Here is a 14,615-nt window from a genome sequence, read left to right as displayed (position 1 = left end):
TTCAACCTGTGCTCGGCCGGTAATGCAGGGCTTCTGCCAGATGCTCGCGGTTGATCCGTGCCGCCTGCTCCAGGTCGGCCAGGGTCCGGGCCACCTTCAGCAGGCGGTGGGCGGCTCGTAGCGACAGGTCCAGGCGTTCGCAGGCCGCTTCCAGCCAGCGTTCGTCTGCCGTGGATAGCCGGCAATGGTGCCTCAGGCCGGGGAGGTCGAGATGGGCATTGGCGCAACCCTGGCGTTGCCGTTGCAGCTCGCGAGCTTGAGCCACCCGAGCGGCGGCGCTGGCACTGTCGTCCCCCGGTTGCGGCTCGGGGTTCAGGGCGGTGGCTTCGCGGGCCACGGTCAGGTGCAGGTCGATGCGATCGAGCAAGGGGCCGGACAGCTTGTTGCGATAGCGCTGGATCTGTTCCGGTGTGCAGCGGCACCGTCCGTTAGGGTCGCCAAGGTAGCCACAGGGGCAGGGGTTCATGGCGGCTACCAGTTGGAAGCGCGCCGGAAACTGTAGCCGGTCGCGGGCGCGCGCGATGACGATCTGGCCCGACTCCATGGGCTCGCGCAGAACCTCCAGGACCTTGCGGTCGAACTCCGGCAGTTCATCGAGAAACAACACACCGTGATGGGCCAGGGTGATTTCTCCCGGACGAGGTTTCGAACCGCCACCCACCAGTGCAGGGCCTGATGCCGAATGATGGGGCTGGCGGAAGGGGCGCTGCGGCCAGTGGCGCAGCGGCTTGTGGCTGCTCACCGATTGAATGGCTGCGACTTCCAGGGCTTCGTCTTCCTGCAAGGGTGGCAGCAGGCCGGGCAAGCGACTGGCCAGCAAGGTCTTGCCGGTGCCGGGCGGGCCGCTGAACAGCAGGTTATGGGCACCGGCGGCAGCGACCAGTAGGGCACGCTTGGCAGCCAGTTGGCCCTGGACTTCCCGCAGGTCGGGGTAGGGCGAGTGATTCTCCTGCAAGCCGTCGCTGACGTAAGGCGGAAGGGGGGCGTGCCCATTGAAGTGGGCGACGGCCTCCAGCAGATGGTCTACGGCGATCACCTCCAGGCCCGAGGCCAGGCAGGCTTCCTCGGCATTGGCCCGGGGCACCAGCAGGGTGCGTCCCGCTTTGCGTGCCGCCAGCGCGGCCGGGAGCACACCGCGCACCGCTCGCACCTCGCCGGACAAGGCCAGCTCACCCAGGCATTCGATGTTGTCCAGCGCCAGGGCCGGCACCTGCACGCTGGCGGCGAGGATGCCCAGGGCGATGGCCAGGTCGAATCGTCCACCGTCCTTGGGCAAGTCCGCGGGTGCCAGGTTGAGGGTGATGCGTCGCGGCGGGAAGTTGAATCCGGCGTTGAGGATGGCGCTGCGCACCCGGTCCTTGCTTTCCTTGACTGCGGCTTCCGGCAGTCCGACCAGGGTCAGGCTCGGCAGGCCGTTGGCCAGGTGCACTTCAACGCTGACAGCCGGAGCCTGTACGCCCACTTGAGCACGGCTGTGGATGATTGCCAGGGACATGGGGAGATCTTCCTTGAGACAGCGGGAACCGCGTCCTGCGGTGCTGCAAGGATAGATGAGGTCGTTGGCGGGAGGAGCTTTGAATGCGCACAGGATATGTCGCCGGCGCTATGGCTTTCGTTGGCAAACCGGCTCCAGGTTTGTAGGAGCCGGCTTGCCGGCGAATCGCGGGCTCAGCTCATTGCGCTGCCGGATTGAGCCGGGCTTCCAGCTCCGCCACTTTGGCCTCCAGGCTTTCCAGGCGTGCCCGGGTGCGGGCCAGGACCACCATCTGGCTGTCGAATTCTTCCCGGCTGACCAGGTCCAGCTTGCTGAAGCCGCTTTGCAGCAGGGCCTTGAACTGGCTTTCGATTTCATTGCGAGGCAGAGGTGTTTCACCGCTGAGCAAACGCGAGGCGTGGCCGCTCAGGGCATCGAGAAGGTCTTTGGGCGCGAGCATGGGAGTGTCCTGAATAGCAGATGGGCCGCAGTGTATCACGCACGGCTCAAGGGCTTGGTGGTGCCCGCTCTGCACGTTTTTCGCGCATCCGGGCGGGCGCTCGCGCACCGTTATTGTGCGTATCCGCGGTGCCGATTTGTGGCAAGCCCGGACGGCCGTGGGCAAGGGACTGAAATCACTGATTTTTCCCGAGCTGGCAAGCTTTCTGCTTAGACCTTGGTGACCCATGCACTGATGCAGTCGCTGTGACGAATGCAGTGCGGCAGGCGGAGCGGGGAGTGTTTCGTCAGAAGCGGTTAGCTGGCGTCGGTCTGGCTGAGGAAGGCCGACGATGCGTTACAAAGCCAGGCACTGCGCTTAGACTTGAGTCGGGTTTGTTTTCCTGGGGCAAGTCCACCAATTCGGGAGAGAGTTTCATGAAGCTAGTCACTGCCATCATCAAGCCGTTCAAGTTGGACGACGTGCGCGAGTCGCTGTCCGAGATCGGCGTGCAGGGCATTACCGTCACTGAGGTCAAAGGCTTCGGCCGGCAGAAGGGTCACACCGAGCTGTATCGCGGTGCGGAGTATGTGGTGGATTTCCTGCCCAAGGTGAAGATCGATGTCGCCATTGACGACAAGGATCTTGACCGGGTTATCGAGGCGATAACCAAGGCCGCCAACACCGGCAAGATCGGTGACGGCAAGATCTTCGTGGTCAATCTGGAACAGGCTATTCGCATCCGTACCGGCGAAACCGATACCGACGCAATCTAAGCCGCCAAACCCAACGCCCCAGGAGAAAACAATATGACTCTGCGTAAATTCGCAGGGCTAGGAGCCCTTTTGTCCCTCGTAATGCCTGGCCTGGCCATGGCGGCAGACGAAGTGGCAGCTCCAGTCCTCAACTCCGGCGACACCGCCTGGATGCTGACTTCCACAGCCTTGGTGCTGTTCATGACCATTCCTGGCCTGGCGCTGTTCTACGGCGGCATGGTGCGGTCGAAAAACATTCTTTCAGTGCTGATGCAGTGCTTTGCCATTACCGGCCTGATCAGCATTCTGTGGGTCATCTATGGCTACAGCATTGCGTTCGACACGACGGGCATGGAACAGGGCGTCGTCAACTTCAACTCCTTCTTCGGTGGCCTGGGCAAGGCTTTCCTGGCGGGCGTGACCCCAGCCAGCGTAACCGGCCCGGCGGCGCTGTTCCCTGAAGCGGTGTTCATCACCTTCCAGATGACTTTCGCCATCATCACTCCGGCGTTGATTGTCGGTGCCTTCGCCGAGCGGATGAAGTTCTCCGCCATGCTGATCTTCATGGGCGTCTGGTTCACCCTGGTGTATGCACCGATCGCGCACATGGTCTGGTCCGGCAATGGCGGCCTGATGTGGGACTGGGGCGTGCTGGATTTCGCCGGCGGCACCGTGGTCCACATCAATGCCGGTATCGCAGGCCTGGTGGCGTGCCTGGTACTGGGCAAGCGCAAAGGCTTCCCTACCACGCCGATGGCTCCCCACAACCTGGGCTATACCCTGATGGGCGCGGCCATGCTGTGGGTCGGTTGGTTTGGCTTCAACGCTGGTTCCGCTGCTGCGGCCAACGGTACTGCCGGCATGGCCATGCTGGTGACTCAGATCGCTACTGCCGCCGCGGCTCTGGGCTGGATGTTTGCCGAGTGGATCACCCACGGCAAGCCAAGCGCGCTGGGTATCGCTTCGGGCGTGGTCGCCGGCCTGGTAGCCATCACTCCGGCCGCGGGCACCGTTGGCCCGATGGGCGCCCTGATCATCGGCCTGGCCGCTGGCGTGGTGTGCTTCTTCTGTGCCACCAGCCTTAAGCGCAAGCTGGGTTATGACGACTCCCTGGATGCCTTCGGCGTTCACGGCATCGGCGGTATTCTTGGCGCGATCCTCACCGGTGTGTTCGCCGCTCCATCTCTGGGCGGCTTCGGCACCGTGACCGACATCGCCGCGCAAGTCTGGATTCAGTGCAAAGGTGTGGGCTTTACCGTGATCTACACCGCGATCGTGACCTTCATCATTCTCAAGGTCCTGGATGCCATCATCGGGCTTCGGGTTACCGAGGAAGAAGAAGCGGTCGGCCTCGATCTGGCACAACACAACGAGCGGGGTTACAACCTGTAATCGCGTCTGAAAAAACGCCCGGCTCCGGCCGGGCATTTTTTTGCCTGGCGTTTGTCATTGAGAAAGGCTGAATGGATTTACTGACAAGCATTGGCGTGTATGCCGTGGCGATTTCCAGCAGGACAAATGCTTACACTAAAGCAGGATTATTCGGCGCTTTGTTTTTTCCCTGAGCGCGCTAGAATGCGCGCCGAAGCGTGGAGATCGGTATGTGGCAACAGACCCTGATTACCCTGCGGGCCAGGCCCCGGGGCTTTCATCTGGTGACGGACGAGTTGCTCGCCGGCCTGCCTGAGTTGAGGGCATGTCGGGTTGGTCTGCTGCATTTATGGCTGCAACATACCTCGGCCTCGTTGACCATCAACGAGAACGCCGATCCGGCGGTACGGCGTGACTTCGAGCGTTTCTTCAACACCCTGGTGCCTCAAGGCATGGCCGGGTACGAACATGACGACGAGGGCGCGGACGACCTTCCGGCGCACTTCAAAGCCAGTTTGCTAGGCTGTCAGCTGACTTTGCCGGTAGCGGCGGGGCGCTTGGCGCTAGGCACCTGGCAAGGTGTTTATCTGGGCGAGCATCGCGATCATGGCGGTGCTCGCAAAGTCCTTGCCACCCTGCAGGGTGATCGGGCATAAGCCGCTGAGTATCAGTGGACGTTGATTTTTTTCCGGCAGCCTTCGACAGTCGGCGCAGCTGGGCTATAACTAATCTGCTTTTCGCAAGTCATGAGGTAGAACATGAGCGACGATGATCTGGAAAACGACGACCTCGAAGTAGGTGACGAAGACGAAACCGAAGAAGGTCTTGAAGCGGCCGCCGACGATGTGGCGGAAGACGACGGCAGTGATGTTCCTGCTCCGACCGCCAAAGGCAAGGCCAAGGCCGCCGTCTCGGTAGACGAGCTGCCGAGTGTCGAAGCCAAGAACAAGGAGCGTGATGCACTGGCGCGTGCCATGGAAGAGTTCCTGGCCCGTGGCGGCAAAGTGCAGGAAGTCGAGGCCAATGTGGTCGCCGATCCGCCCAAGAAGCCTGATAACAAGTACGGCAGCCGGCCTATCTGAGCCTTGTTACTTGCTTGCTGAAAAAGCCCGCCGTCGCTGCGGGCTTTTTCATGGGCGCGTGCCGGGTAAATGGCGCCGCGTGGCGGCGATCGCGAGCAAGCTCGCTCCTACAGAACGAGCCGCATCAGCTGCCGCTGTGCCAGCGACCCAGCAGTGCTGGCAGTTCTTTGAGGCTGCGAATCTCGGCATCAGGGGCGCGCTCGGCTTCCCAGGCCTTGCCCGCAGGATTGAACCAGATGGCCCGCAGGCCCGCCTGCTGGGCGCCGGCAATGTCGTCGCCCGGGTGATCGCCGATGTGCACGGCGGTTTCGGCCGTTGCGCCACCGCGCTGCAGGGCTTCATGGAACAGCCGGGCGTCCGGCTTGGCGACCCCGATGTCTTCGGCGCACAGGGCGAACTTGAAGTAGTCCGCCAGGCCCAGGCGACGTACGTCGGCATTGCCGTTGGTGACGACCCCTAGGGCGAAATGATTGGCCAGGGCCTCCAGGGTCGGCTGAACCTCGGGGAAGATGTCCAGCTGATGCCTGGCATGCAGGAACACTTCGAAGCTCTGGTCGGCCAGCTGGCTGGCTTGGCTGTGCTCATACCCGGCCTCTTCCAGGGCATGGAACAGCACCCGGCGGCGCAGGGCGCTGATCCGGTACTTGAGCGTCGGCTCGTCCTGCAGCACCCGTTCGCGAATGGCCCACAGATGCTCCACCGGCACGCCGCCGAGATTCGGTGCGTGCTCGGTCAACCACTGGCGCAGGGTGGCTTCGGCGCTGACGATCACCGGCGCGGTATCCCACAGGGTGTCGTCGAGGTCGAAGGTGATCAGCTTGATGGTCATTACTCACCGCCTTTGTTGCGTTTGGCCCGTGGATGGGCGCTGTCGTAGACCGCTGCCAGGTGCTGGAAGTCCAGGTGGGTATAGATCTGTGTGGTCTTGATGTCCGAATGCCCCAGCAACTCTTGCACGGCTCGCAGGTCCTGGGAGGACTCCAGCAAATGGCTGGCAAAGGAATGGCGCAGCATGTGCGGGTGCAGGTTCTGTCCCAGTTCCCGCTCGCCGGCGGCCTTGACCCGCAACTGAATGGCTCGTGGCCCCAGGCGGCGCCCCTTCTGGCTGACGAACAGGGCCCCGTCCGGCGGGTTGCTCAGGGCTCGCAGCGGCAGCCACAGCGTCAGGGCTTCCCGGGCCTTCTTGCCCACCGGCAGCACACGGGTCTTGCTGCCTTTGCCCAGCACCTGCACCAGGCCGTCGGCCAGATCCAGCTGTTCGAGGTTCAGGCTGGTCAGCTCGGAGAGACGCAAGCCGCAGGAGTAGAACAGTTCCAGGATCGCCTGGTCGCGATGGGCCAGGAAGTCGTCTTCTACCGCGCCGTCGAGCAGTTGCAGGGCGCGGTCGGTATCCAGGGTCTTGGGCAGGCGACGTTCGCCCTTTGGCGGTGCCAGGCCGTTGGCCGGGTCGTGATCGCACAGCCCTTCGCGGTTCAGGTAGTGATAGAGCCCGCGCACGGCGGACAGAAGGCGTGCCAGGCTGCGTGATGACTGACCTTGCTGGTGCAGGCGGGCAATCATGCTGCGCAAGCCCTGGATATCCAGGTCGGTCCAGCTGCGCACCTGCTGCTTTTCACAGAATCCCAACACCTTGTCGAGATCGCGCCGGTAGGCCAGCAGGGTATGGGGCGACACCTGGCGCTCACTGCGCAGGTGTGCGCAGTAGGCATCCAGTTGCTGCTGCATGGTCAGCGTACCGAGCGCAGCGAGTGGGTGAAGCGCGGCAGCACGCGGCCGGTGACTTCAGCAATGTAATTGAGGAACAGGGTGCCTACCGAGCTCTTGTAGTGCTGCGGGTCACGGCTGGCGATGGCCAGTACACCGTGCATGCCCTGGTGCGCCAGGGCGACTACCGCAGTGGAGCCGATCTGCTTGCGCTGTTCTTCGCCGAAGAGAAAGTCCAGTTCGTGCTCGCGCAGGCTGCCACTGACACTCTTGCCTTCTGAAAGCAGGCCACCGATGGCGCCCTGGGCTTCGGCGGCGGAGACCCAGCGGCCTACCGGCATGGGGCTGTCGCTGAACAGAATCAGGCTGACGAAGGGCACCTGGAAATCCTGGCGCAGGCTGTCTTCGACACTCATCACCACCTCTTCCAGGCTGGTGGCGTCCATCAGGGCCAGGATCAGGCGTCGGGTCTTGTCGAACAGCCGGTCGTTGTCCCGGGCCACGTCCATCAATTGCGACAGGCGATGGCGCATCTCGATGTTGCGCTCGCGCAGGATCTTCATCTGCCGCTCCACCAGCGATACGGTGTCGCCGCGCTGGTGCGGAATGCGCAAGGCCGGGAGCAACTCGTCGTGCTCGACGAAGAAGTCCGGATGGGCCTCCAGGTACGCGGCGACGGCGGCTGCGTCCAGGTCGGCAGAAGGCGTTGGGTCGGGCTTTGCGGCGGGAGCCTGCGGCTGATCAGTCATGGATTTCGCTCACTTAAAGACGCACCTGTCCTTCGTATACGCGCACTGCCGGACCGGTCATCATCACCGGTTGGCCAGGGCCTGCCCATTCAATGGACAGGCGCCCGCCCGGCAGGTCGATCAATAGGGGCGAATCCATCCACCCCTGGCTGATCGCGGCCACTGCGGCTGCGCAGGCGCCGGTACCGCAGGCCTGGGTTTCCCCAGCGCCACGTTCCCAGACCCGCAATTGCGCGCGTTGACGGTCCAGCACCTGGAGAAAGCCGACATTGACCCGCGCCGGGAAGCGCGGGTGATGCTCGATCTTCGGCCCCAGTTCGTGTACCGGCGCGCTGTTGATGTCATCCACCCGCAACACGGCGTGAGGGTTGCCCATGGACACGGCGGCCAGCTCGACCTGCAGGCCATCGACGTCCAGCGTATAGCTGTCGGCCTGGGCCGGGGCCTGGAACGGAATGTCCGCCGGCACCAGGCGCGGAGCCCCCATGTTGACGCTGATCTGTCCGTCGTTGCGTACATCCAGTTCGATGACGCCGCTCTTGGTCTCGACGCGGATCTGACGCTTGGTGGTCAGGCGCTTGTCCAGTACGAAACGGGCGAAGCAGCGGGCGCCGTTGCCGCACTGTTCCACTTCGGAGCCGTCGGAGTTGAAGATCCGGTAACGGAAGTCCACGTCCGGGTTGCTCGGGGCCTCGACGATCAGCAGTTGATCGAAGCCGATTCCGGTATGGCGATCACCCCATTGTTTGGCGTGCTTGGGCAGAATATGCGCGTGCTGGCTGACCAGGTCGAGAACCATGAAGTCATTGCCCAGGCCATGCATCTTGGTAAAACGCAGCAGCATGGTCTTACTCCGGCAGCAGGCTTTCGCCAGCGAATAACTCGGCTACCGTCTCGCGGCGACGCACTTCAACAGCCTGGTCACCATCGACCAGTACTTCAGCGGCACGGCCGCGGGTGTTGTAGTTCGAGCTCATGACGAAACCATAGGCACCAGCGGAATGCACCGCCAGCAGATCGCCCTCGGCCAGGGCCAGGTTGCGTTCCTTGGCGAGGAAGTCGCCGGTTTCGCAGATCGGTCCGACGATGTCATAGGTGCGGGGTTCGGCATCCCGCGGCTGGACGGCACTGACATCCATCCAGGCCTGGTACAGCGCTGGGCGGATCAGGTCGTTCATGGCGCCGTCGACGATGGCGAAATCCTTGTGTTCGGTGTGCTTGAGGTACTCGACACGGGTCAGCAGTACACCGGCGTTGGCCACGATGAAGCGGCCCGGTTCGAACACCAGGGCCAGGTCGCGGCCATCCAAGCGTTCACGCACGGCCTTGATGTAGTCGGCGGCCAGTGGCGGCTCTTCGTCGCGATAACGCACGCCCAGACCGCCACCCAGATCGATGTGGCGCAGGTAGATGCCGCATTCTCCAAGACGATCCACCAGATCCAGCAGGCGGTCGAGGGCGTCGATGAAAGGCGCCAGGGTGGTCAGTTGCGAGCCGATATGGCAGTCGACCCCGACGATATCCAGGTTTGGCAGCTGCGCGGCGCGGATGTACACGTCCTCGGCAGTCGCAATGTCGATGCCGAACTTGTTTTCCTTGAGCCCGGTGGAGATATACGGGTGAGTGCCGGCATCGACGTCGGGATTGACTCGCAGCGAGATTGGCGCGCGAACACCCAGTTCGGCGGCCACCAGCTGCAGGCGCTCAAGCTCTTCTGCGGACTCGACGTTGAAGCAATGGACGCCCACTTCCAGGGCTCGGCGCATGTCGTCACGGGTCTTGCCGACACCGGAAAAGACAATCTTGTCGGCTTGGCCGCCAGCCGCCAGGACGCGCTCCAGCTCGCCCCGGGAGACGATGTCGAAGCCTGCGCCCAAGCGCGCCAGGACATTCAGCACACCCAGGTTGGAGTTGGCTTTTACCGCGAAGCAGACCAGGTGCGGCATGCCGGCAAGCGCCTCGGCATAGGCCAGGTACTGGGCCTCGATGTGCGCTCGGGAGTAGACGTAGGTCGGCGTGCCGAAACGCTCGGCAATGGCGGACAGGGCTACGCCTTCCGCGAACAGCTCACCGTCGCGGTAGTTGAAAGCGTCCATGGTGAGCCCTTAGTAGGTGTCGTGCTTGTGCGACTTCGACTGCGATTTCGCCTGTTCTTCTGGGGATTTGCTGTCATCGGGCAGATACAGCGGGCCTTTCTGGCCGCAGGCGGTAACAAGGCAGGCAACCGCGACGAGCGCAGCAAGGGAAGAGATCAGGCGCTTCATGGCGAAATCCTTGAGAATGCGTAAATTGCGCCCGAGTATACCGGCCACCTGGCAGCTTGCCTATGCAGCGTAACTCCCGTCCAGCGGGCCTTTGCCAGGGGCTGCTCAGAGGCTTTGGTTGGCTTCCGACACAATGGGCGTCGCATTTATCCGCCTGTTCGGTATCCTTTGCATTCGCCGGGGAGCGTCCGTATCTTGCGGCGCTTGAGCGTGAGTAGACACTTTTTGAGGTTCCTGCAATGAGTTTGACCGAAGCCCGTTTTCACGACCTGGTGGACGCCACCCAGCAGACGCTGGAGGATATTTTCGATGAGAGCGACCTGGACATTGACCTGGAAAGCTCCGCCGGAGTGCTCACCGTCAAGTTCGACAACGGCAGCCAGGTGATCTTCAGCCGCCAGGAACCTTTGCGCCAGCTGTGGCTGGCCGCCCGCTCCGGTGGTTTCCACTTCGACTACGACGAGGAAAGCGAGCGCTGGATGTGCGACAAGAGTGAAGAGCAGTTGGGGGAGATGCTGGAGCGCATCGTTCTCGAACAGGCGGATATCAAACTCGATTTCGAAGGGCTCTGAGGTCGTGACTCAGCCTGCCGCAGCCCGACCGCCCAAGCCGCTCTACAGTAATGTCAGCCCGGCGGTCAGTTCGCCGTGCATCAGTCTGTGCCGTCTCGATGAGGAGAAGGTCTGCCGCGGCTGTTTCCGCCATGTGGAGGATATTCGCGAGTGGCGTTCGGCCGATGACGAGCGGCGGCGAGTGATCTGCGCACAAGCGCTGCAGCGCAAACAGAGCGGTACAGCCGGGGGACTTTAGGTTCGTACTGGTACGGTTTGTTTATTCAGTGTGCTGTGATAGTGTCCGACTTCGCCTCGCTACATCGAGGCCGGTGAGAACCCCGTCTTATTTGGCGGGGTTTTGCTTTTTTGTGCAGAAAAAATAGGAGTCAGCCAGGATCATGAGTACTGCACCATCCATCATCCTTACCCGCCTTGACGTGCAACGTCTGGAGCGCCTGATCGACAGCCTGGACGACTCGCTGCCAGGCGTCATTGCACTGCAAACCGAGTTGGATCGTGCCGAAACGCTGGTGGGTCACGATGAAGTACCGGCCGGTGTCGTAACCATGAACTCGCGTGTGCATTGCCGTGAGGAAAGCAGTGGCAAGGACTATCACCTGACCCTGGTTTATCCACAGGACGCCAACGCCGACGAAGGCAAGATTTCGATCCTTGCACCCGTGGGCAGCGCCTTGCTGGGCTTGCAGGTGGGTCAATACATCGACTGGCCGGCGCCGGGTGGCAAGACCCTGAAGCTGACTCTGCTGGAAGTGGAATACCAGCCGGAAGCCGCGGGCGACTACCACCTCTGATTTGCGGCTAGACCTGCTCGAGCGCGTCGTTCAGTGCGCGCTCCAGGCTGGCCTTGTAGCGCAGATACACAATGCTCGAACTTTGCATATCACCGAGCAGGCCGGACAGGTCCAGGTCGGTGATGTAGCAGCGATAGCGTTCCGGTTCACGGCGCTGTCCGACGATTTCCTGGGCCACCGCGCTGAATAGCTGGTTGCCATATTCCAGTTCGGAAAACTCCCGTTGATTGCAGTACAGCGAGACTTGCACCTGGCCAGGTGCAGCCTTGCCGATGATCGCCTGCACGTCATAAAAGGCCTTGTCCACAGGGGTCGCAGGTGCTGGTCGCGGCTCTACCCGGCGCGCCCGACCGGTGCCTGAGGGCAGTATCTGCAAGTAGAGTGTGTCCAAAGGTTTCTCGCCCTGGCTACTGTCCATCGACTGTAGCGCTTCACGGCGGTAGAGGATCGACTGCAGGAAGCGCTGCAGCGGCACCAGCAGGCTTTGTTCGTCGTGGTACGCCAGGGTCTGCTGCCACAGGGCGTTGTGCTCATCGAGGATATAGAGTTCGGCGTGCTGCTCGATGATCCGGTAGAACACCTGAATGCAGTCTGGCTGGCCCATGGGCAGGATCAGCGCCAGGTCGTGATCTTCCAGGGCCATGGGGTCGAGGTGCAGGGGGCTATAGCGGGCTTGCTCCTGGCCCAGGTATTCAAGCAGTGCGGCGGGTGTCGCCATGGCCCGATGCCGAACCTGGCCGGGTACCAGTTCGAGGACGTGAAAGTGCTGCTGGACCTGGATCAAGTAGCGGTAGTTGAGCTGACTGAGCAGGAGGTGGTGCGCGGTTTCGAACAGCTCCTCCACCCGCCGAGCGATGAACTGTGCGCGGTTGTGGCAGAAGCAGCGGACCCGCAACCGTGGTTGTGAGTCGGACGGCAGGTTATTGAGGTAGTCCCGCAGGCATTCGAGCAAGGCATGTTCAGCGTCATAGCGCCCGACCATGACCTCGTTCCAGCTATTGAGGGTGACCTGATCCAGGGTCAGCACCAGGTTTTCCCGCACCCCGGCGTAGCTCAGGGAGTCGGTGCGCTCGGTGGTCATGAGAATGTTCAGGTCGCGGTGATGCTTGAGTGGGTCGACTCCGACGTTCACCAGGATCAGCACTTCGCCGGGTACGCTGGCATGCAGCAGCTGTTCTTCGTCGACGGTGGCCAATGGCAGGGCCACCGTCTGTTGCAGGCTGCCGAGCAAGTTGAACAGCTCGAACTCGCTCAGGTCGCTGCTGCCAGGGTGCAGGGCCAGGCGCGTGCTGCTATCGATCACCCCATTGCGATGGCACCAGGTCAGCAGCTCAAGCAATTCACGACTGCGCTTGATAGGCGCGAAGTGCTCCCACTCCAGGGCGGTCAGATTGCCGTTGTACAGGCCCCAATAAGTCTGCCCTGGTTCTTTCTTGTTCGGCGATTGCACCAGGGTCAGGGTGTCTTCCGCGAGGTCCGGGGCGATACCGGGATTGATGAACTCGATTTTTCCCGCCTTGCGTTCGAATGCTGCGTACAGGCGTCGGCCCAGCACGTTCAAGTCGCGCTTATTGATCAGGCTGGCGGCCTGTTCGGTGCGGGCGAACTGGGTCAGGAAGCGGTAGCTGTAGTTGAGCTCGTTGACCAGCGCCCGGCGCTCGCTGCTGACCTGGCGCACTTTCCATTGGCTGCGACTGTCCAGCAGGGCCAGCTGGCGCTGATCCCAGCCCCATTCGCTGGCCAGGCGCTCAAGCAGTGCCCGCTGCCAGCTCGGACTGCGAGCGCCATTGCCGCTGGAAAGCTTGCGGTTGACCTTGAGGTACAGGCTGCGCCGTACCAGTTCCAGACGCTCGGGCTCGCCACGGGCCTTGAGGTATTCCTCGATGCGTCGGTAAACCACGATATAGGGGTCGAGCTCGTCCAGGTCCAGGCGGTTGGCGAACACCGCCTGCTTGAAGCGCAGGCTCAGGCACTGGACCCTGGGATGCTCACTGGCGTAGACCTCGATCAGCAGCAGCTTGAGTACTGATTTGTAGGGGGACTCGATGCCCTTGAACAACTGCCAGAGTCCGGCTCCGATGAACTCGCCGGGCGGAATGCGTGCCATATGGCCCAGGTCCAGGTTCTCTTCGGCGGGTACGAAGCGCTTGGAGAGCAGGGTGTGGATGTAGCGCTCGTAGCGGGACTCCTCGTACACCGGCACCAGCCACCACAACGGCGTGCGTCCGGCCAACCAGATGGCGGTGCGGTAGAACTCGTCGAGCAGCAGGTAGTGCTGGGTGGTGCCGCAATCATCCGAACTCAACTGTGTATCCCGCTCGCCGCGGACAAAACGGCTGGGGTCGATCAGGAAAAAGTGCGCCTCGGCGCCCTGGCCCGCGGCCCAGGCTTCCAGCAACTGGCATTTCTTCTGCAGTTCGGCCAGCTCGGTTTCGCTCAGGTCCGGCGCATGGCACACCCAGACATCCATGTCGCTCTGGTCCGCCTGGGCCAGGGTGCCCAGGCTGCCCATGAGAAACAGGCCGTGGATAGGTCGAGGTGGATTGCCATGACGAGGCTTGTAGGAAAAGGAGCGGGTCAGGCGCTGGGCTTCAGCCAGGGCTTGCGGGTCGGGCTCGTAGTTGGACAACCCCGCCGGGGTAGCGCCGGAAACGTAGCCGGGCAGCAGTGGATGATTGACGTGAAAGAACAGTGGCAGCAGGTTGAGGACCAGCTGCTGGCGTGCCGACAACCCTTCCATTGCCCGAGCCATGCGTCCGGCATTGAGGGTGAGAAAACGCGCGCGCAGTTGACTGAGAACCTTGCGATCGATTCCTTCATCCAGATCGGGACGGATTTCATGGGTATGGGGCATTTCAAGCTGAGCTCGAACGTGGCGGTTTGAGGACGGCAGCAGTTTATCGTCAGACAAGACCGAGCCTTAAGCTGATTTTGTTTTTTGACGCCAGATTTCTAGCGTATTGGCGGGAGGGTGCCTACGGAATCCGACAGACGGGAACCCCGCAGGCCGAGGAACGGTGTTCAGGCGGTTTCTTTGACGCTCAGGATGGTCAGCAGGCCTTGGGCATGTTCAGCAGCATCCCGGCCAAGGCTGGTCAGGTAGCCCCCATCGGGCTGGGTAATCAGTTCTTTGTCAAACAGGCGTTGGGCGGCGGCGATGGCAGAAGGGGCGGCAGTCTGATGGATTTTCAGGCCTTCCTGGGAGTTGTCCAGGTTGAAGAGTGCAAGGATTTCCAGTTCGGCAACCAACTCAGGGGTATACGACATAAGGACTCCAGACTTTCTAGGAATGAGAGGTCAGCGTTCTTAAGGTGACCGCAGAACGGCGGCGTGTCCAGCATTCGCTGAGGACTTTTGTACCTGGGGGCAGCGGTCTTTGGCCGCAGGGTGCCTGCAGTGTAGTCAGGTCGG

Annotated in this window: 17 protein-coding genes; 7 read left to right on the top strand and 10 right to left on the bottom strand. The window is 62.2% G+C overall.

Annotated features, from left to right (window positions below):
* Window position 1: 1 nt before the first annotated feature.
* Together PQT43_RS18630 and PQT43_RS18625 are read right to left on the bottom strand one after the other, a co-directional pair.
* Entirely contained in the window at window positions 2–1,495 is a 1,494-nt protein-coding gene (locus PQT43_RS18630; protein ID WP_272754416.1) for a YifB family Mg chelatase-like AAA ATPase, read from the bottom strand.
* Window positions 1,496–1,673: 178 nt separating this feature from the next.
* Complete coding sequence (locus PQT43_RS18625; RefSeq protein ID WP_072451854.1) at window positions 1,674–1,934, bottom strand: accessory factor UbiK family protein; 261 nt, start codon at window positions 1,932–1,934, stop codon at window positions 1,674–1,676.
* Between the two features lie 416 nt (window positions 1,935–2,350).
* Between PQT43_RS18625 and glnK the strand changes: the two genes are divergently transcribed.
* From glnK to sutA, 4 genes are all read left to right on the top strand, one after another.
* Window positions 2,351–2,689, top strand: coding sequence for a P-II family nitrogen regulator (gene glnK, locus PQT43_RS18620; RefSeq protein ID WP_002555808.1), 339 nt, complete (start codon window positions 2,351–2,353; stop codon window positions 2,687–2,689).
* Between the two features lie 33 nt (window positions 2,690–2,722).
* Window positions 2,723–4,060 (top strand): ammonium transporter, encoded by a 1,338-nt coding sequence (locus PQT43_RS18615; RefSeq protein ID WP_102881269.1) that lies wholly within the window; start codon window positions 2,723–2,725, stop codon window positions 4,058–4,060.
* Between the two features lie 209 nt (window positions 4,061–4,269).
* Window positions 4,270–4,695, top strand: coding sequence for a secondary thiamine-phosphate synthase enzyme YjbQ (locus PQT43_RS18610; protein WP_102862235.1), 426 nt, complete (start codon window positions 4,270–4,272; stop codon window positions 4,693–4,695).
* Between the two features lie 102 nt (window positions 4,696–4,797).
* Window positions 4,798–5,121 carry a transcriptional regulator SutA gene (gene sutA / locus PQT43_RS18605; protein WP_007926654.1) on the top strand — a complete coding sequence of 108 codons (324 nt, stop codon included), beginning with the start codon at window positions 4,798–4,800 and terminating at the stop codon, window positions 5,119–5,121.
* Between the two features lie 124 nt (window positions 5,122–5,245).
* Here the strand turns inward: sutA and PQT43_RS18600 are convergent, their stop codons facing one another.
* From PQT43_RS18600 to lptM, 6 genes are read right to left on the bottom strand one after another with little or no spacing between them, the layout of a single operon-like run.
* Window positions 5,246–5,950: an HAD family hydrolase gene (locus PQT43_RS18600; protein ID WP_102881267.1), complete on the bottom strand. Its 705-nt coding sequence runs from the start codon at window positions 5,948–5,950 to the stop codon at window positions 5,246–5,248.
* Window positions 5,950–6,846, bottom strand: a complete 897-nt coding sequence (gene xerC / locus PQT43_RS18595) for a tyrosine recombinase XerC (protein ID WP_110594241.1) — start codon at window positions 6,844–6,846, stop codon at window positions 5,950–5,952. The genes PQT43_RS18600 and xerC overlap by 1 nt, the downstream gene beginning before the upstream one ends.
* A 2-nt stretch (window positions 6,847–6,848) precedes the next feature.
* Window positions 6,849–7,574 (bottom strand): DUF484 family protein, encoded by a 726-nt coding sequence (locus PQT43_RS18590; RefSeq protein ID WP_102881265.1) that lies wholly within the window; start codon window positions 7,572–7,574, stop codon window positions 6,849–6,851.
* Between the two features lie 13 nt (window positions 7,575–7,587).
* Window positions 7,588–8,418, bottom strand: a complete 831-nt coding sequence (gene dapF / locus PQT43_RS18585) for a diaminopimelate epimerase (RefSeq protein WP_102862231.1) — start codon at window positions 8,416–8,418, stop codon at window positions 7,588–7,590.
* Window positions 8,419–8,422: 4 nt separating this feature from the next.
* Window positions 8,423–9,670: a diaminopimelate decarboxylase gene (lysA, locus tag PQT43_RS18580; protein WP_102862230.1), complete on the bottom strand. Its 1,248-nt coding sequence runs from the start codon at window positions 9,668–9,670 to the stop codon at window positions 8,423–8,425.
* Between the two features lie 9 nt (window positions 9,671–9,679).
* Complete coding sequence (gene lptM / locus PQT43_RS18575) at window positions 9,680–9,838, bottom strand: LPS translocon maturation chaperone LptM (RefSeq protein WP_082729310.1); 159 nt, start codon at window positions 9,836–9,838, stop codon at window positions 9,680–9,682.
* Window positions 9,839–10,077: 239 nt separating this feature from the next.
* Here lptM and cyaY point away from each other — a divergent pair, with 239 nt between their 5' ends.
* The 3 genes from cyaY to rnk all read left to right on the top strand — a co-directional run bounded on the left by cyaY (window position 10,078) and on the right by rnk (window position 11,204).
* Complete coding sequence (gene cyaY / locus PQT43_RS18570) at window positions 10,078–10,410, top strand: iron donor protein CyaY (RefSeq protein WP_102862229.1); 333 nt, start codon at window positions 10,078–10,080, stop codon at window positions 10,408–10,410.
* Between the two features lie 4 nt (window positions 10,411–10,414).
* Entirely contained in the window at window positions 10,415–10,648 is a 234-nt protein-coding gene (locus tag PQT43_RS18565; protein ID WP_102862228.1) for a DUF1289 domain-containing protein, read from the top strand.
* Between the two features lie 142 nt (window positions 10,649–10,790).
* A complete protein-coding gene (rnk, locus tag PQT43_RS18560) occupies window positions 10,791–11,204 on the top strand; it encodes a nucleoside diphosphate kinase regulator (RefSeq protein ID WP_011064182.1) in 414 nt (137 codons plus the stop codon).
* Window positions 11,205–11,211: 7 nt separating this feature from the next.
* Here rnk and PQT43_RS18555 read toward each other — a convergent pair whose 3' ends face one another.
* Together PQT43_RS18555 and PQT43_RS18550 are read right to left on the bottom strand one after the other, a co-directional pair.
* A complete protein-coding gene (locus tag PQT43_RS18555) occupies window positions 11,212–14,058 on the bottom strand; it encodes a class I adenylate cyclase (protein WP_272754413.1) in 2,847 nt (948 codons plus the stop codon).
* 167 nt (window positions 14,059–14,225) lie between these two features.
* Window positions 14,226–14,471, bottom strand: coding sequence for a TIGR02647 family protein (locus tag PQT43_RS18550; protein WP_025130885.1), 246 nt, complete (start codon window positions 14,469–14,471; stop codon window positions 14,226–14,228).
* Window positions 14,472–14,615: the final 144 nt, after the last annotated feature.

It is taken from the genome of Pseudomonas sp. BLCC-B112, from assembly GCF_028550695.1.
Lineage (GTDB): Bacteria > Pseudomonadota > Gammaproteobacteria > Pseudomonadales > Pseudomonadaceae > Aquipseudomonas > Aquipseudomonas danubii.
This window is presented reverse-complemented; position numbering and strand designations above follow the sequence as displayed.